15 protein-coding genes are annotated in these 16,889 nt (G+C 75.3%); 12 read left to right on the forward strand and 3 right to left on the reverse strand.

Features of this window, described 5'->3' with window-relative positions:
• Positions 1-49: 49 nt before the first annotated feature.
• The 7 genes from IG69_RS0109575 (at position 50) to mutM (ending at position 5,842) form a co-directional block, all read left to right on the forward strand.
• Positions 50-679 (forward strand): hemerythrin domain-containing protein, encoded by a 630-nt coding sequence (locus IG69_RS0109575; RefSeq protein ID WP_030527940.1) that lies wholly within the window; start codon positions 50-52, stop codon positions 677-679.
• 35 nt (positions 680-714) lie between these two features.
• Complete coding sequence (gene coaD / locus IG69_RS0109580) at positions 715-1,218, forward strand: pantetheine-phosphate adenylyltransferase (RefSeq protein ID WP_030527941.1); 504 nt, start codon at positions 715-717, stop codon at positions 1,216-1,218.
• The gene (locus tag IG69_RS0109585) at positions 1,208-3,328 is read left to right on the forward strand and encodes an acyltransferase family protein (protein WP_051750401.1); all 2,121 of its coding nucleotides are present in this window, start codon (positions 1,208-1,210) and stop codon (positions 3,326-3,328) included. Before coaD ends, IG69_RS0109585 begins: the two co-directional genes overlap by 11 nt.
• 101 nt (positions 3,329-3,429) lie before the next feature.
• Positions 3,430-4,008: a YceD family protein gene (locus IG69_RS0109590; protein ID WP_030527943.1), complete on the forward strand. Its 579-nt coding sequence runs from the start codon at positions 3,430-3,432 to the stop codon at positions 4,006-4,008.
• Between the two features lies 1 nt (position 4,009).
• On the forward strand, positions 4,010-4,204 hold the full coding sequence (rpmF, locus tag IG69_RS0109595; protein ID WP_030527944.1) for a 50S ribosomal protein L32: 195 nt from the start codon (positions 4,010-4,012) through the stop codon (positions 4,202-4,204).
• 11 nt (positions 4,205-4,215) lie between these two features.
• Positions 4,216-4,980 carry a ribonuclease III gene (gene rnc, locus IG69_RS0109600; protein WP_036829643.1) on the forward strand — a complete coding sequence of 255 codons (765 nt, stop codon included), beginning with the start codon at positions 4,216-4,218 and terminating at the stop codon, positions 4,978-4,980.
• Positions 4,973-5,842: a bifunctional DNA-formamidopyrimidine glycosylase/DNA-(apurinic or apyrimidinic site) lyase gene (gene mutM, locus IG69_RS0109605; protein WP_030527946.1), complete on the forward strand. Its 870-nt coding sequence runs from the start codon at positions 4,973-4,975 to the stop codon at positions 5,840-5,842. The genes rnc and mutM overlap by 8 nt, the downstream gene beginning before the upstream one ends.
• On the opposite strand, the gene IG69_RS0109610 is transcribed toward mutM, so the two are convergent.
• Complete coding sequence (locus IG69_RS0109610) at positions 5,820-7,763, reverse strand: acyltransferase family protein (RefSeq protein ID WP_051750402.1); 1,944 nt, start codon at positions 7,761-7,763, stop codon at positions 5,820-5,822. The two genes, mutM and IG69_RS0109610, sit on opposite strands and share 23 nt — an antisense overlap.
• A 93-nt stretch (positions 7,764-7,856) precedes the next feature.
• Between IG69_RS0109610 and IG69_RS0109615 the strand changes: the two genes are divergently transcribed.
• The 3 genes from IG69_RS0109615 to smc all read left to right on the forward strand — a co-directional run bounded on the left by IG69_RS0109615 (position 7,857) and on the right by smc (position 12,393).
• A complete protein-coding gene (locus IG69_RS0109615) occupies positions 7,857-8,171 on the forward strand; it encodes an acylphosphatase (protein ID WP_051750403.1) in 315 nt (104 codons plus the stop codon).
• 39 nt (positions 8,172-8,210) lie between these two features.
• On the forward strand, positions 8,211-8,525 hold the full coding sequence (locus IG69_RS0109620) for a chorismate mutase (protein ID WP_030527949.1): 315 nt from the start codon (positions 8,211-8,213) through the stop codon (positions 8,523-8,525).
• 295 nt (positions 8,526-8,820) lie between these two features.
• Entirely contained in the window at positions 8,821-12,393 is a 3,573-nt protein-coding gene (gene smc, locus IG69_RS0109625) for a chromosome segregation protein SMC (protein WP_030527950.1), read from the forward strand.
• A 230-nt stretch (positions 12,394-12,623) separates the two neighbouring features.
• Here smc and IG69_RS0109635 read toward each other — a convergent pair whose 3' ends face one another.
• Together IG69_RS0109635 and lepB are read right to left on the reverse strand one after the other, a co-directional pair.
• Positions 12,624-13,655, reverse strand: coding sequence for an NAD-dependent epimerase/dehydratase family protein (locus tag IG69_RS0109635; RefSeq protein ID WP_030527951.1), 1,032 nt, complete (start codon positions 13,653-13,655; stop codon positions 12,624-12,626).
• Positions 13,656-13,838: 183 nt separating this feature from the next.
• The gene (gene lepB / locus IG69_RS0109640; RefSeq protein ID WP_030527952.1) at positions 13,839-14,555 is read right to left on the reverse strand and encodes a signal peptidase I; all 717 of its coding nucleotides are present in this window, start codon (positions 14,553-14,555) and stop codon (positions 13,839-13,841) included.
• A gap of 74 nt (positions 14,556-14,629) precedes the next feature.
• Between lepB and IG69_RS20145 the strand changes: the two genes are divergently transcribed.
• Both IG69_RS20145 and IG69_RS0109650 read left to right on the forward strand, forming a co-directional pair.
• Positions 14,630-14,833, forward strand: a complete 204-nt coding sequence (locus tag IG69_RS20145; RefSeq protein WP_036829647.1) for a hypothetical protein — start codon at positions 14,630-14,632, stop codon at positions 14,831-14,833.
• Between the two features lie 79 nt (positions 14,834-14,912).
• The gene (locus IG69_RS0109650) at positions 14,913-16,865 is read left to right on the forward strand and encodes a M13 family metallopeptidase (protein WP_030527953.1); all 1,953 of its coding nucleotides are present in this window, start codon (positions 14,913-14,915) and stop codon (positions 16,863-16,865) included.
• Positions 16,866-16,889 lie beyond the last annotated feature (24 nt).

Below are 16,889 nucleotides of genomic sequence, written 5' to 3' on the forward strand. Positions count from 1 at the left end.
ACGGGATGCGTCGACGCAGGTCAGGCGTGCCGTCTGACAGGATGCGTGGATGAGCGACTACGAGATCCCCCGGCCGGTCAGCGGCGACGTCATCGAGCGCATCCTCGAGGACCACCGGCTCTTCGAGGACCTCCTGCGCGAGGCCCGGCGCACCGACACCGACCGTGAGGCCGCCCGCCGCGCCCTGGCCGAGGTGCTGACCGCGCACGCCGTCGCCGAGGAGGAGAAGGTCTACCCGACCCTGCGCCGCAAGGCCGACGACATCACCGACCACGAGGCCGAGCACGGCGAGGAGGAGCACGCCGAGATCAACGAGGCGCTGCTGGCCTTCCTGCGCGCCAAGGGCACCGACACCCAGAAGTACGACGACGCCCTCGAGGACCTCGCGACGGTGGTCAACCATCACGCGAACGAGGAGGAGCAGACCATCCTCAACCCGGCGCGCGAGGAGGTCGACCTCGAGGTGCGCGAGCGGCTCGGCGTCGACTGGCTGACCCGCCGCAACCAGCTCCTCGAGGAGGGCTGCGGCTCCGAGGAGCAGGTCGCCGCCCTCATCGACGAGGCCGTCGCCAAGGGCGCCCTCGCCCCCGAGGAGGCCCGCGAGGAGGCCGACCGCATCAAGGAGGAGGCCAAGGAGAAGGCCGAGGAGGTCGAGGACGCCGCGAAGAACGGCGACTGACCCACCCCGCCCGGGCCCTTGCTAGGTTGGCGCGCGTGAGCGAGCGCGTCCGCCGGGCCGTCTGCCCCGGCTCCTACGACCCGGTGACCCACGGCCACCTCGACGTCGTGGCGCGCGCCGCCGCGCTGCACGACGAGGTGGTCGTGGCGATCCTCCACAACCCCGCCAAGCAGGGGACCTTCACCGTCCCCGAGCGGGTGGCCCTCGTCGAGCACGCGCTCGCCGACCGGGACCTGGCCGACGTGGTGCGGGTCGAGGCCTTCGCGGACCGGCTCCTCGTCGACGTCTGCCGCGACCTCGGGGCCGACGTCCTCGTCAAGGGCCTGCGCGGTGGCACCGACTTCGACTACGAGCTGCCGATGGCCCGCATGAACCGCCACCTCACCGGCCTCGAGACCCTGTTCCTGCCGGGGGAGCCCTCGCTCGCCCACGTCTCGAGCTCGCTCGTCAAGGAGGTCGTCCGCTACGGCGGCGACGTGACCGGCCTCGTGCCCGACGAGGTCCGCGACGCCCTCGTCGAGCGGCTGCGTGAGCGCTGAGGCGAGCGCCCCGGAGCAGACCCGCGCCGGGCAGCGCACGACGGGGCGGCGCCCGGGCTTCCGGCGCGACGTCGAGGGCCTGCGCGCCGTCGCGGTGCTCTCCGTGCTGGCCTACCACGCCGGCCTGCCGGTCCACGCCGGCTTCGTCGGCGTCGACATCTTCTTCGTCATCTCCGGCTTCCTCATCACCGGCCTGCTCGTCGCCGAGCTCGACCGCACGGGAACGGTCTCGTGGGTGCGCTTCGTCGGCCGCCGCGTGCGCCGGCTCCTGCCGGCCGCCGTGCTCGTCCTCCTCGTCACGAGCCTGTTCTCGTGGCTCGTCATCCCCGGGCAGCGCCGCCAGCAGGTCGGCCACGACGTCATCGCCGCCGCGACCTACGTCGTCAACTGGGTCCTCGCCGGCCGCGAGGTCGACTACCTCTCCTCGGACGTGCGCCCGTCGCCGGTGCAGCACTTCTGGAGCCTCGCGGTCGAGGAGCAGTTCTACGTCCTCTGGCCGCTCCTCCTGCTGACCCTCGCCGTCGTGGCCCGCCTGCTCGGCCGGCGCCCCGACCGCCGCACCGTGGCGATCGCCCTCGGCGCGCTGACCGGGGTGTCGTTCGTCTGGTCGCTCGTCGCCTCGCACACGAGCCCGGAGGCGTCCTTCTTCACGACGACGACCCGCGTCTGGGAGCTCGGCGTCGGTGCCCTGCTCGCCGTGTGGCTGACCGGCCGCGAGCGCCCCGCGGGCGGCAGCCGCGCCGCCGACGCCCTCGGCTGGCTGGGGCTCGCCGCCGTCGTCGTCGTCGCCGTCGCGCTGCCCACCGGCATCGAGTGGCCGAGCGGCTGGGCGCTCCTGCCGACGCTGCCGACCGCGCTCGTCCTCTGGGCCGGGTGGCGCGGGGGCCGCTCCGGCCCGGTCCGGCTCCTCGGCACCCGGGCGATGGTCTGGGTCGGCGGCCTGTCGTACTCGATCTACCTCTGGCACTGGCCGGTGCTCGTCCTCGGGGACTGGAGCGCCGAGCGGCTGACCGGCGGTCCGCTGCCCGGATGGGCCCGCGTCGCGCTCGCCCTGGGGTCGCTCTGGCCGGCGTGGGTGTCGTGGCGGTTCGTCGAGCAGCCGATCCACCACGGGACGTGGCTGCGGCGTCGGCCGCGCGTCCTCGTCGCCGCGGGCCTCGGGATGTCCGGGCTGGCCGTGCTCGCCGCCCTGCCGCTGCTGCCGCTGGCGTCCCCGTTCGTCACGACGCCGCCGGACGGCCGCGTGCCGCCGCTCACGCAGCTCGGGGCATCCACCGTCGTGCCGGGCCGCGCCGTCGCCGACGACGTGCAGCCCGGCTGGGTCACGCCCGACCTGCTCGTCAGCGGCGAGGACCGGCCGGACGCCGACGTCGACCGCTGCCAGGTCGACCACGGCGCCACGGAGCCGGTCGCCTGCACCTTCGGCGACCCGCGTGGCGCCGTCACCGTCGCGCTCGTCGGGGACTCCAAGGCGATGCAGTGGCTGCCCGCGCTCCAGGAGCAGGCCGGCGAGCGCGGCTGGCGCGTCGTCACCTACGGCAAGTCCGCTTGCGCGTTCAGCGCCGCACCGGCGGCCAACGCCGGCCGGGCCTACCCCGAGTGCGACGCCTGGAACGCCGCCGTGGCGCGGGCGCTCGCGGCCGACCCGCCGGACGTGCTCGTCACCTCCGGCGTGGCGCGGGGAGCCTGGGACGGCTCGCGCACCGACGCCCCGCTCCTCGAGGACGGCTACGCGCGGCGCTGGGCCGCGCTCGCCCGAGCCGGGCTCCCGGTCGTCGTCGTCGGCGACAGCCCCGTCTCGCCGGACGACCTCGACGTCTGCGCCGCCTGGCACCCCGACGCGCTCGCGCAGTGCACCTTCGCGGCCGGCCCGGCCGTCGCGGCGAGCGGCCTGCCGGTGCAGCGCCCGGCCGTCGCGCGGGCGGGGGAGGGCGTCGCGCTCCTCGACCTCACTCCGTGGATCTGCCCCGGCGGCGAGTGCCCGCTGGTCGTCGGGCACGTCACCGTCCACCGCGCCGGCGACCACGTCACCGCGACCTACGCCCGCACCCTCGCGCCGCAGGTCGCGGGCGCTGTCGAGGCCGCCCTCGCCCCGCCGGGACGCCGCTGACGGCCCCGGTTTGGGGAGGTGGGGGGCCTGCCGGTACCGTTGTCCTTCGGTCTGCGTCCGTGCGGCGTGACCCGAACCCGTCCCGACCCCACCGAAAGCCCATGTCGCGTCTCGATCCCCGGTCCCCCTTGGTGCTCGACACCAAGCTCGTGGGCCGTCGACCCGGGACGATGCACGAGCTCGAGCGTGAGGCAGGGGCGCCGAGCGATCTCGGCACCGACGTCATCCGCGTCGAGGAGGGCAGCCCGCTGTCCCTCTCGCTGCGGATGGAGTCCGTCGTCGAGGGTGTGCTCGTCACGGGTTCGGTGCGCGGTACGGCCACCGGCGCCTGCGTGCGGTGCCTGGACCCGGTGAGCGTCCCGCTCGACGGTCACTTCCAGGAGCTGTTCGTTCACGCCGATCGCCACGACCACCACCACGAGGTGGGGGACGAGGACGCCGACGAGGAGTACCGCGTCGAGGACGGCTACATCGACCTCGACCCGGTGGTCCGGGACACGGTGGTGCCTGCACTGCCGTTCCAGCCGGTGTGCCGGCCGGACTGCCCCGGGCTCTGCTCCGTGTGCGGACAGCCGCTCGCGGAGGACCCCGAGCACCAGCACGACGAGATCGACCCCCGATGGGCGGCGCTCTCGGCCCTGGCCGAGAACCCGTCCACGCCGACAGAGAAGAGGACCTGACGTGGCCGTTCCGAAGCGGAAGATGTCGCGCTCCAACACCCGCTCGCGCCGCGCCAACTGGAAGGCGACGGTCGTCGCGACGACCACCTGCCCGCAGTGCAAGGCGCCGACCCAGCCGCACATGGCGTGCCCGTCGTGCGGCACCTACAAGGGGCGCCACTTCGGCGCCGCCGAGCGCACCGAGCACCAGGGCTGACCCCCCTCCCCATGGGGAAGGGGTCGGCCTCGGCCGATGCACTCGCGCCCCTGCGCCCCGTCGCCGAGCTCGTCGGTCACCTCTCGGAGGTGACCGGCGGTCCCGTCGACGAGGCGCTGGTCCGGCGTGCCCTCACCCACCGCTCGTACGCGTACGAGATGGGGGGACTGCCGCACAACGAGCGGCTCGAGTTCCTCGGTGACTCCGTCCTCGGGCTCGTCGTCACGACGACGCTCTACGACACCAACCCGGACGAGTCCGAGGGCCAGCTCGCGAAGCTGCGCGCCGCCGTGGTCAACATGCGGGCCCTCGCCGACGTCGGGCGCACGCTCGGCCTCGGCGACTTCGTGTTCCTCGGCCGCGGCGAGGAGAGCACCGGCGGGCGCGACAAGGACTCGATCCTCGCCGACACCGTCGAGGCGGTCATCGGCGCCGTGTACCAGTCGGCCGGCATCGAGGCCGCGGGCGAGCTCGTCCACAGCCTCGTCGACCCGCTGCTCGCCCAGTCCGCCACCCTCGGAGCCGGCCTGGACTGGAAGACGAGCCTGCAGGAGATCAGCTCGCGCCACGGCCTCGGCTCGCCCGAGTACGTCGTGACCGAGGACGGCCCCGAGCACGCGAAGTCCTTCGAGGCCGCGGTCGTCGTCGGCGGCCAGGTCCTCGGCCGCGGCTGCGGCCGGACGAAGAAGGTCGCCGAGCAGGAGGCCGCCGCGCACGGCTGGGCCGCCATCCGCGACGCCCACGAGCCGCCCGAGGGCCGCCCGAGCGGTGCCTGAGCTCCCCGAGGTCGAGGTCGTCCGCCGCGGCCTCGCCGCACACGTCGAGGGCCGGCGTCTCGCGACCGTCGAGCTGCGGGGACATCGGGTCGCGCGCCGCCACCTGCCCGGGCCGCAGGACCTCGCCCAGCGCCTCGAGGGCCGCCGGGTCGCCGCCGTCCGCCGCCGCGGCAAGTACCTCTGGTGGGACCTCGAGGACTCCGTCGGTCTCATCCTCCACCTCGGGATGAGCGGCCAGCTGCTCGTCGAGGACGCCGCCGCGCCCGACGAGAAGCACCTGCACGGCCGGTTCACCTTCGAGGACGGCGGACCCGAGCTGCGCTTCGTCGATCAGCGCACCTTCGGCGGTCTCGCGCTCGCCGACCTCGACGACGCCGGCGTGCCGCGCAGCATCGCCCACATCGCGCCCGACCCCCTGGAGCCGGCGTTCGACCGGGCCGCGACGATCCGGCGCATCAAGGCCAAGGACAGCGCGGTCAAGCGCGTCCTGCTCGACCAGACCGTCGTCTCCGGCATCGGCAACATCTACGCCGACGAGTCCCTCTGGCGCGCGCAGGTGCACGGCGAGCGGCCGGCGTCGGCCCTGACCAAGCCGCGCATCGGTGCCCTCCTCGACCACGCGACCGACGTGATGACCGAGGCGCTGGGCCAGGGCGGGACGAGCTTCGACGCCCTCTACGTCAACGTCAACGGCGCCTCGGGCTACTTCGACCGCTCGCTGGCCGCCTACGGCCAGGCCGGCCGCCCGTGCCGACGCTGCGGCACCCCCATCCGCCGCGAGCAGTTCATGAACCGCAGCTCGTTCTCGTGCCCGCGCTGCCAGCCGCGCCCCCGCAGGGTCAGGGCAGCGGGATCGGCTTGAGCCGCACCGGCTTCCCGGTCTTGCGCTCCGACAGCTGCGCCATCGCGGTCCGGACGGTCGAGCTGTAGAGGTGCGCCCCGCGGATGCTCGGGTGGATGCCGTCCGACTGGAGCATCCCGCTCGTGTCGGCCAGCGCCCGGTCCCAGTCCGCGACGACGACGTTGTCGTGCGCCGCGACGACCTCGCGCAGCTGCTCGTTGTCGGTCTCGGCCCGGGCGTAGCGGCCGTGCACGGTGAGGACGACGACCATCCGGTCCGGCCCGATCTCGCGCAGGGTCCGCTCGATGGACCGCGCGTCGGTGCCGAAGTTCGTGCCGAAGGCGAGGACGACGACCCGGCGCAGCCCGTCGCCACGCGCCCCGACGAGCCGCGGCGCCTCGCTCCAGCGGCGGTTGGAGCGGGCGTCGATGCGGATCTTCGGGAAGTAGTACTCCATCGCCTGCTTGGCGCCGACGAGCATCGAGTCGCCGAACGCGTCGACCTCCGCGCCCGTGGGCATGCTCCAGTCGGCGGCGGTGGGCCGGGTGCCCGCGGTCTCGGCCGGTACGGGGGAGCTGGTGGCCGAGGGAGTCGGCGCGGCGCTCGTGGCGGCGGCCTCGCGGGCCAGGGCCGCCTCGTTGGCCTCGATCATCTGCTCCGTGGCGGTGCGGTCGGGGGCGGTCGCCATCACCGCGGTCGTCGCGACGGCCGCGACGGCGAGGACGGCCCACACCGTGCGGGCCCGGCGGGTCCCGGCGCGACGCATCCGGCGGGCCAGGGCCCGGAAGGCCCCGCCGAAGCCGAGGCGCCGGACCGGGGTCTCGACGAAGCGGTAGGAGAGGTCCGCGGCCGCGACCGTGACGAGCACGGCCCAGCCGCGGGTCAGCACGTAGTCGAGCCCGCCCGGCGCGACGGGGATGTCCTGCCCCACGACGAGGACGACGGGCCAGTGCCACAGGTAGATGCCGTAGCTGCGCGAGCCGACCCAGCGGAGCGCGGGCAGGTCGAGCAGGGCGCGCAGCCGGCCGGGCCGCTCGACCACGACGAGGACGACGCCGGCCGTCGCGAGGGAGGCGAGGAGGATGCCGCCGCGGAAGGTCAGCGACGACTGCTCGTCGGCGAGGACGAGCAGGCCGCCGAGGACGGCGAGCGCGACGGCGCCGACCGTGCGGCGGTGGCGCTCCCAGAGGGCGGTCCGCGTGCCCGCGCGCCCGGGGGCGGCGAGCGCCAGCGCGAGGGCGGCGCCGACCATCAGACCCGTCGCGTGGGTGTCGGTGCCGTAGTAGACGCGCGTGGGGGCGTCCGGGTCCAGGCGCAGGGCCATGAGCAGCGAGGAGGCGACGGCGAGCCCGAGCGCGGTGGCGGCCCGCGCCTCCGGCCGGCGGACCGCCCGCAGCAGGTGGAGGAGCGCGAGCGGCCACAGCAGGTAGAACTGCTCCTCGACCGCGAGGGACCAGAGGTTGGCGAGCAGCGTCGGGGAGGTCGCCGCGAAGTAGTCGGTGCCGGCCGCGACCTCGAGCCAGTTCGAGGTGAAGGTCAGCGCCCCGAGCACCTGGCGACCGACGCCGACGAGCAGGTCGCCCTCGGCGACGCGGGCCAGCAGCACCGCCGACGGCACGAGGACGAGCAGCGCCGGCAACAGGCGGCGGGCGCGGCGGGTCCAGAAGCCCCGCAGGTCGACCCGGCCGGTGCTCGCGCGCTCGCGCAGGAGGAGCGTCGTGATGAGGAACCCGGACAGGACGAAGAAGACGTCGACGCCGAGGAACCCGCCGGGCAGCCAGCCGGGGTCGAGGTGGAAGACGACGACCGCGACGACGGCGAGGGCGCGCAGCCCGTCGAGACCGGCGAGGCGGTGGCCCGGCCGGGAGGCGTCGTCGACCGGGCGGGTCGCGGTGGTGACGCCACCGAGCCCGTCGGGCGCCGCGGGTGCGACCGGGTCCATGCTGGAACGGTAGTGACGCGGGGGGCCGCCGTGACGGAGGCGCGCTGTGGGGCGCCTGTGACGCCCGTCGCGGGCGCTGCCTACGATCGGCGCGTGGACGAGGAGCGGCAGGACGGGCGCGGGGACCGCGAGCGGGCGACGGTGTTCGTCCGCGGCCGCGTGCAGGGGGTCGGCTTCCGCTGGTGGACCCGGGCCCGGGCGCTCGAGCTCGGGCTCGTCGGCTGGGCGCGCAACACCGCCGACGGACGGGTCGAGGTCGTCGCCGAAGGGCCGCGCGCCGCCGTCGAGGCCCTCCACGGGATGCTCGGGGAGGAGCCGTCGACGACCGGCCGGCCGGGCCACGTGGCTCTCGTGTCCGCGCCGCTGTGGGCGGCGGCCAAGGGGGAGAGCGGGTTCCGCGAGCGCTGAGCCCCGTTCGCGCTCCGGACGCCGCGCGCCGGCCCGGGCGTGGGTTCCTACGATGGTGCCGTGAGCGACATCCCCCCGGACCTCGCGCGGCTGCGCTCGAGCATCGACAACATCGACGCCGCGCTCGTGCACCTGCTCGCCGAGCGGTTCAAGTGCACCCAGGCCGTCGGCGAGCTCAAGGCCGCCGCGGGGCTGCCCGCCGCCGACCCCGGCCGCGAGGAGCGCCAGGTGGCGCGCCTGCGCGCGCTCGCCGACGAGTCGGGGCTGGACCCGCAGTTCGCCGAGGCGTTCCTCAACTTCATCATCGCCGAGGTCATCCACCACCACGAGCACATCGCGGGCGCCGGCTCCTGATCCCGGTCCCCGGACCACACGCGTATCGGGTGACCCGATACCGGTGCGCTTCACCCGACAACCGTTCCCGGGTAGAGCGCACGCGTATCGGGTGACCCGATACGCGTGGGATGCATGGGATCCGGGCACGAGCCCCGCGGACGTCCCACGAGGCACAGCAGCCTCAGCGGCACCAGGGGCCACAGGCACCTCCGGGGGGATGCCGCGTCCCGCCACCGCGCCGCGACCCCGGTAGCATCGCCCGCGACCCGGCCGCGGCCGGGGCCGCCCGACCCCTGCGAGAGACGACCCGCCGATGTACCTCAAGACGCTGACCCTCAAGGGGTTCAAGTCCTTCGCCTCGGCGACGACGATGCGCCTCGAGCCCGGCATCACCTGCGTCGTCGGCCCCAACGGCTCCGGCAAGTCCAACGTCGTCGACGCGCTCGCCTGGGTCATGGGCGAGCAGGGCGCCAAGAGCCTGCGCGGCGGCAAGATGGAGGACGTCATCTTCGCCGGCACCGCCGGCCGCGCCCCGCTCGGGCGCGCCGAGGTCAGCCTGACGATCGACAACACCGACGGCGCCCTGCCCATCGACTACACCGAGGTGACGATCACCCGGACGATGTTCCGAGGCGGCGGCTCCGAGTACGCGATCAACGGCACGGGATGCCGCCTGCTCGACGTCCAGGAGCTCCTCTCGGACTCCGGTCTCGGCCGCGAGATGCACGTCATCGTCGGCCAGGGCCAGCTCGACACCGTGCTGCGGGCGACCCCGGAGGAGCGCCGCGGGTTCATCGAGGAGGCCGCCGGCGTCCTCAAGCACCGCCGCCGCAAGGAACGGGCGCTGCGCAAGCTCGGGCAGATGGAGGGCAACCTCACCCGCGTCCAGGACCTGACCGGCGAGATACGCCGCCAGCTCGGGCCGCTCGGTCGCCAGGCCGAGGCCGCGCGCCGGGCCGCGGTCGTCCAGGCCGACGTCCGCGACGCCCGCCTGCGCCTGCTCGCCGACGACCTCGTCCAGCTGACCGGCATCGTCGAGCGGGAGGTGGCCGACGAGACCGCTCTCCTCGAGCGGCGCACCGCCGTGGAGGACGCCCTCGCGACGGTCCGCGGCCGGCTGACCGAGGTCGAGCGCCAGGCCGCCGACGCCGCGCCCGAGCTCGGCCGGGCGCAGGAGCGGGTCGTGCGGCTCCAGAGCCTGCGCGACCGGCTCGAGTCCACCGGCTCGGTCGCGGCCGAGCGGGTCCGCCTGCTCTCGCAGGACGAGGTGCACGAGAGCACCTCCGGCCGCGACCCCGAGGAGCTGCGCGCGCAGGCCGCCCGCGCCCGCGAGGCCGAGGAGCTGCTCCAGGCCGAGATCGCCGAGACGACCCAGGCCCTCCAGGACGCCGTCGCCGCCCGCGAGGACGCCGAGAAGGCCTTCACCGCCGAGCAGCAGCGCCTCGCCCGCCTGGCCCGGGCCGCGGCCGACCGTCGCGAGGGGCTGGCCAAGCTCGCCGGCCAGGTCGGCGCCCGGCGCAGCCGCATCGAGGCGGGGGAGGCCGAGATCGGCCGGCTCCAGGCCCTCGTCACCGAGGCCCGCCAGCGCGCCGCCGACGCCGAGCGCGAGTTCGCCTCGCTCGAGGGCGGTATCGCCCACGAGGAGGAGGGCGAGGAGGGCCTCGACACGACGTACGAGGCGGCCGCCGAGCGGCTCGCCGAGGTCGAGGCCGAGGTCGAGCGGCTCCAGCAGGAGGAGCGCGAGGCCGAGCGCGACCGCTCGACCGCCCAGGCCCGCCTCGAGGCGCTCGAGCTGAGCCTGCGCCGCAAGGACGGCGCCGCCACGCTGCTCGAGGCCGCCGACGACGCGCACGCCGTCATCGGCGCGGTCGCGGCGCTCGTCCAGGTCGCCAAGGGACACGAGGCCGCGGTCGCCGCCGCGCTCGGGTGGGCGTCCGAGGCGCTCGCCGTCGGGTCGGCGGACGCCGCCGCGGCCGCGCTCGCCTCGCTGCGCGACACCGACGGTGGCCGGGCCGCGCTGCTCGTCGGCGAGACCGCCGCGCCGCAGGACCCGGCGTCGTGGCCGGCGCTGGACGCCGACGCCGTCTGGGCGCGCGACGTCGTCACCGCCCCGGACACCGTCCTGCCCGCCGTGCACCAGGTGCTCGAGCGGGTCGCCCTCGTCCCGACCGCCGCCCACGCGGTCGCCCTCGTCGCCCGCCACCCGGGCGTCACCGCCGTGACCGCCGTCGGCGACGTCTTCGGACCCGGCTGGGCCCGCGGCGGCAGCAGCGCCGGCGAGAGCCTCCTCGAGGTCCAGGCCGCCGTCGACGAGACCCGGGCCGCCCTCGACGAGGCCACGGCGCGGGCCGAGCGGACGCGCTTCGCGCTGGCCGCCGCCCGCGAGAAGGCGACCGCCGCCGAGACCGCCGTCGACGCCGCGCTCGAGGCCCTCCACGAGTCCGACGCCCGGATGGCCGCCGTCGCCGAGCGCCTCGGCGGACTCGGGGCCGCGATGCGCACCGCCGGGGCCGAGGCCGAGCGCGCCGAGAAGGCCATCGCCGGTGCCAGCGAGCGGCTCGAGGCCGACCGCGCCGAGCTGGACGCCCTCGCCCAGCGCCTCGCCGAGGCGGAGGCCGAGCCGGCCGCCGACGACGCCGACCCCTCGGCCGACGAGCGCGACCGCCTCGAGCTCGAGGCCAGCCGGGCCCGCACCGCCGAGACCGAGGTCCGCCTCGCCCTGCGCACCAAGGAGGAGCGGGCCCGCTCGCTCGCCGGGCGCGCCGACTCCCTCGAGGGCGCCGCCCGCAACGAGATCGCCGCCCGCGAGCGGCTGCGCGAGCGGCGCGAGAAGCGCCGCCGCGAGGCCGGGGTCGCCGCCGCCGTCCACGAGGCCGCCACGTGGGCCGTCGAGGAGGTCGCCGCCGCGCTCACCCGGGCCGGGACGCTGCGCGACGCCGCCGAGGCCGAGCGGGTCGAGCGCGACCGCACCGTGGCCGGGCTGCGGGAGCGGCTCGGGACCGTCCAGGACGAGCTGCGCGACCTCACCGACGCCGCGCACCGCGACGAGATGGCCCGCGCCCGGCAGCTGGCGCGCATCGAGCAGCTCCAGGCCAGGGCCGTCGAGGAGCTCGGCGTCGACCCCGACGTGCTCGTCGAGGAGTTCGGGCCGCACCAGCCGGTCCCGCACGTCGCCGCGCCGGGGGAGGACCCCGACGCGCTGCCCGAGCCGCAGCCCTACGTCCGCGAGGAGCAGGAGAAGCGGCTGCGCAAGGCCGAGCGCGCCCTCTCGGCGCTCGGTCGGGTCAACCCGCTCGCGCTCGAGGAGTTCGCGGCGCTCGAGGAGCGGCACACCTTCCTCACGACCCAGCTCGAGGACCTCAAGCGCTCCAAGCGCGACCTGCTCGACATCGTCAAGGAGGTCGACGAGCGCGTGGAGCAGGTCTTCACCGAGGCCTTCTTCGACACCAAGGAGCAGTTCGAGCGCGTCTTCCAGCGGCTGTTCCCCGGCGGCGAGGGGCGGCTGGTCCTCACCGACCCCGACAACATGCTGACGACCGGCATCGAGGTCGAGGCGCGCCCGCCCGGCAAGAAGGTCAAGCGGCTCTCGCTGCTGTCCGGCGGCGAGCGCTCGCTCGTCGCGGTGGCGCTGCTCGTCGCGATCTTCAAGGCCCGCCCGAGCCCGTTCTACATCATGGACGAGGTCGAGGCCGCGCTCGACGACACCAACCTCGGCCGGCTCATCACCCTCTTCGAGGAGCTGCGCGACTCCAGCCAGCTCATCGTCATCACGCACCAGAAGCGCACGATGGAGGTCGCCGACGCGCTCTACGGCGTCTCGATGCGCGGCGACGGCGTGACGACGGTCGTCAGCCAGCGCATCCGCGACGTCGCCGCCTCCGCCTGACCCGGGAAGGGCCGGGCACCCCCGGCGCCCGGCCCCTCCGTGCCGGGTCGCCCGGCGGTGTCCTACTTCTGCGCCACGCAGCACCCGAAGCACGGTCCGCACTTGACGAACGCGTTCGCCGGCAGCGTGGTGGACAGGAGCGTTCCCCCCGCGATGAGCGAGACGGCGACGATACGAGCAACCTTCTTCATGGTGTTCCTCTCGGTCGAAGTGACCGGGACGCTACTCGGCTATCGGGATCCGCGCGCGCTGGACGAACCCGGCCCCTGCGCCCAGGCCGCGAGGAGGGCGCGCTCGTCGGCGTCGTCGAGACCGGTGCGTCGCGGTTGGTCGGCCGGGCGCGCCTCCTCCCACGCGAGGGTGTCGCGCAGCGTCTCGAGGAGGGGACGGTGGGTCAGGCCGAGCGCGCGAGCGGCCTCGCCGGTGCGCGAGGCGAAGCCGCCGTACTCGGCGAACGGCAGCCAGAGCGGGAGCGAGCGCGGGCCCATCCACGCGTCGACGCCCTGCTCGGCGAGCCACGCCGGATCCGCCGCGACGAGCTCGGCATCACCGCCGGCCGCCGCACGGGATGCCTCGAGCAGCCGCCCCAAGGTCGTCGTCGGGCCGACCGCGTCGACGACGCCGCTCGTGCCGGACTCGGCGCAGCGGACCATCCAGGCGGCGAGGTCGCGGACGTCGAGGACCTGGACCGGGTCGCCGAGGGCGGCGGGCACGAGGACCCGCCCCGGCGCGGCGGGGTGCGCGAAGCGCCAGGGCCACCACCCGGTGCGCCCCGAGGAGTCACCCGGCCCGCCGATGAGGCCCGCGCGTGCCACGAGCGTCCGGGACGGGCCGAGGCCGTCGAGGACGGCCTGCTCGCACGCGACCTTGGCGCCGCCGTAGGCGTCGGGGTCGTCGCCGCCGACGTCGCGCGGGGCGAGCAGCGGCGTGGACTCGTCGGCGCCCGGGACGGAGTGGTCGGCGTAGACGTTGCCGGTCGACACGAACCCCCAGTGACCGGCCCGGCCGGCGAGGGCGGCCACGGCCCGTCGCACCTGGCCGGGGTCGCGGGCGACGTCGAGCACCGCGTCCCAGTCCTCGTGCTCGACCCCGCCGAGCCCGGCGTCCGGGTCGTCGCGGTCGACCCGGACGAGCCTCGCGCCGTCCGCCGGAGCCCCGGAGCGGCCGCGTGCCACGCAGGTGACGTCGTGCCCGCGCGCGAGGCCGGCGCGGGCCAGCTCACGGCCGAGGAAGGCGGTGCCACCGAGGACGAGGAGTCGCATCCGGCCACCCGACCACGCCCGACGGGTCGCCCGGAAGGGCTGTTCGCGCAGGGCGGAGCGCGTCGTGGCGATCGCCGACACCCCGGTTCGTCCACGAGACCCCGGTTCGTAGCTCGTGTCTCGTGGACATTTCGGGGTGACCCCGAAATGTCGTGACGGGTGGGACAGGTGGGGCGGAGTCGGTCAGCGGGGGAGCGGGCCGACGGAGCCGAGGGGCCAGAAGCGCAGGACCACCGGCCCGACGACGCGCTCGACGGGGACGAAGCGGGCGCACTCGCCGCCTCCCGACGTCGAGCCCCGGCAGCCGAGGACGGAGTCGGCCGACTGCGAGCGGTGGTCGCCGAGCACCAGGAGGTTCTCCTCGGGCACGGTCACCTGGGGGAAGCAGCGCTGAGAGCGTGGGGTGCTCGCGCAGTCGAGGCTGCCGCGGACGAACGGCAGGTCGTCGTGGACGTAGGGCTCGTCGAGGGCGACGTCGTCGACCGTCACCCGGCCGTCGACCGAGCAGCAGGCGACGCGGTCGCCGGGCAGCCCGACGACCCGCTTGACCGTGTAGGAGGTGTTGCTCGGGCCGATGCCGACGACGTCGCCGGCCGCGCGCGCGACGCGGGCGAGCGGGTTCGAGGCCGGCGGCAGCCGACGGTCCTGCCACGTCGCGCCGTGCCCGAAGACGACGACGTCACCCCGATCGACCGAGTGGTCGAGGCGGTCGACGAGGATGCGGTCACCGATCCGCAGGGTGTTCTCCATCGACTGCGACGGCACGCCGAAGGGCTTGACGAGGAAGGCCTGGACGAGGGCGATCGCCACCACGGCGACGAGGACCTCGGTGAACCACGGCAGCCGACGCCGACGTCGGGTGGTGGGCGGCTCGGCCGTCGCGACACCGGGGTCGGTCACCCGCGCCACCCTAGTTGCGGCCCGTGACAGGTGTCGATTTGGCCACGTGCGCACCGGGTCCCGAGAATGGACGCATGCTCGCGGTCGTCGTCACCCTGCTCCTCCTCGTCGCCCTCGCCGTCGCCGTCCTCGGGATGGTGGCCGTCCCCGCCCGTCGGGCCGGCCGCGAGGTGCTGACGGAGCGCGGGACCGCGGCCGTCGCGGGCCTGCGCGAGCGCGGCGACCGCCGGACGGCCCCGGACGACGGCCGGCCGGAGCGCGAGACCGTCGCCGCCTGAGCGCACGGCGCCACCCGGCTCCGGGTGTCCGCGGGGTGTGGTCGAATGAGACGACCCCGAGAGCGAAGGAGCCGCCCCGATGAGGTCCGGCATCGACATGTCGGCCGTCGACCAGACGGTCCGCCCGCAGGACGACCTGTTCGCGTTCACCAACGGCAGCTGGTTGGCGCGCACGACCATCCCCGAGGACCGCGGGCGCTACGGCACCTTCGACGCGCTGCGCGAGGCCGCCGAGAAGCACGTCCGGACGATCATCGAGGAGACGGCCGCCGGGTCGCCCGCGCCCGGCACGGTCGCGGCCAAGGTCGGCGACCTCTACTCGAGCTTCATGGACGAGGAGCGGGTCGAGGCCCTCGGCGCCGGCCCCGTGCTCGCCGACCTCGAGCGGGTCGCGGCCCTCCGCGACGCCTCCGGCCTCATGGGCCTGCTCGGCGAGCTCGCCCGCGAGGGCGTCTTCGGCCCCGTCGTCCCCTTCGTCAACACCGACGACCGCGACCCCGACCGCTACGTCGTCTACCTCGAGCAGGCCGGCCTGGGCCTGCCCGACGAGTCCTACTACCGCGAGCCCCAGCACGCCGCCGTGCTCGAGGCCTACACCCCGCACGTCGCGCGGATGCTCGAGCTCGCCGGGTACCTCGGCGCGCAGGGGGCCGCCGAGCGCGTCGTCGCGCTCGAGACCCACCTCGCGTCCCACCACTGGGACAAGGTGACCAACCGCGACCCGGTCAAGACCTACACGCTGCTCGACCGCGCCGGCCTCGACGCGCTCGCCCCCGGCATCGACTGGGACGCCTTCCTCGCGGGGATGCAGGCCCCGGCCCGCACCTTCTCCGCGGTCGTCGTGCGCCAGCCCGGCTACCTCACCGCGCTCGGCGAGGCGCTCCGGCACGAGCCGGTGGAGGCGTGGCGCGACTGGCTCGCGTGGCACGTCGTCCACGCGCACGCTCCGTACCTGTCCTCGGCCTTCGTCGAGGAGAACTTCGACTTCTACGGGCGCACCCTCTCGGGCGTCCCGCGGCTGCGCGACCGCTGGAAGCGCGCCGTCTCCCTCGTCGAGGACGCGCTCGGCGAGGCCGTCGGGCAGCTCTACGTCGAGCGCCACTTCCCGCCGCACGCCAAGGCGCGGATGCTCGAGCTCGTCGACAACGTCGTCGAGGCGTTCCGGCAGAGCCTGTCCGCCGTCCCGTGGATGGGGCCGGCGACGCGGGCCGAGGCCCTGGCCAAGCTCGAGGCGTTCACCCCGAAGATCGGCTACCCCGACCGCTGGCGCGACTACACCGCGCTCCAGGTCGAGGCCGGCGACCTGCTCGGCAACGTCAAGCGGGCCAGCGCCTTCGAGGTCGCGCGCAACCTCGCCAAGCTCGGCGGCCCGGTCGACCGCACCGAGTGGTTCATGACCCCGCAGACCGTCAACGCGTACTACAACCCGGGGATGAACGAGATCGTCTTCCCCGCGGCGATCCTCCAGCCCCCGTTCTTCGACGTCGACGCCGACGACGCGGTCAACTACGGCGGCATCGGCGCGGTCATCGGCCACGAGATCGGGCACGGCTTCGACGACTCCGGCTCGCAGTTCGACGGCCGCGGCGAGCTGCGCGACTGGTGGACCGCCGAGGACCGCGAGCGGTTCCAGGCGCTCGCGGACGCGCTCATCGGACAGTTCTCCGTCCTCGAGACCCGCGACGCCCCCGGCACGCCGGTCAACGGTGCGCTGACCGTCGGCGAGAACATCGGCGACCTCGGCGGCCTGACCATCGGCCACGCCGCCTACCGGATCTCGCTCGGCGGGCAGGAGGCGCCCGAGCTCGACGGCTTCACCGGCGACCAGCGCTTCTTCCTCGGCTGGGCCCAGGTCTGGCGCGGGATGGCGCGGGCCGCCGAGGCCGAGCGCCTGCTCGCCGTCGACCCGCACAGCCCGATGGACCTGCGCGCGAACGCCGCGCGCAACCTCACGGCCTTCCACGAGGCCTTCGGGACGCAGCCGGGCGACGGCATGTACCTGCCGGAGGCGGAGCGGGTCAGCATCTTCTGACGCGGGCCCGCCCGTCCGGTTTGG

Origin of the sequence: Phycicoccus jejuensis, assembly GCF_000720925.1 — a bacterium.
Taxonomy (GTDB): Bacteria; Actinomycetota; Actinomycetes; order Actinomycetales; family Dermatophilaceae; genus Phycicoccus; species Phycicoccus jejuensis.

Bases quoted from the DNA above. Each gene is read 5' to 3' on its own strand.
- IG69_RS0109610 (WP_051750402.1), bottom strand. From the start codon at position 7,763: ATGGACCCGGTCGCACCCGCGGCGCCCGACGGGCTCGGTGGCGTCACC.
- IG69_RS0109590 (WP_030527943.1), top strand. From the start codon at position 3,430: ATGTCGCGTCTCGATCCCCGGTCCCCCTTGGTGCTCGACACCAAGCTC.
- rnc (WP_036829643.1), top strand. From the start codon at position 4,216: ATGGGGAAGGGGTCGGCCTCGGCCGATGCACTCGCGCCCCTGCGCCCC.
- smc (WP_030527950.1), top strand. From the start codon at position 8,821: ATGTACCTCAAGACGCTGACCCTCAAGGGGTTCAAGTCCTTCGCCTCG.
- IG69_RS0109575 (WP_030527940.1), top strand. From the start codon at position 50: ATGAGCGACTACGAGATCCCCCGGCCGGTCAGCGGCGACGTCATCGAG.
- IG69_RS20145 (WP_036829647.1), top strand. From the start codon at position 14,630: ATGCTCGCGGTCGTCGTCACCCTGCTCCTCCTCGTCGCCCTCGCCGTC.
- IG69_RS0109635 (WP_030527951.1), bottom strand. From the start codon at position 13,655: ATGCGACTCCTCGTCCTCGGTGGCACCGCCTTCCTCGGCCGTGAGCTG.
- IG69_RS0109650 (WP_030527953.1), top strand. From the start codon at position 14,913: ATGAGGTCCGGCATCGACATGTCGGCCGTCGACCAGACGGTCCGCCCG.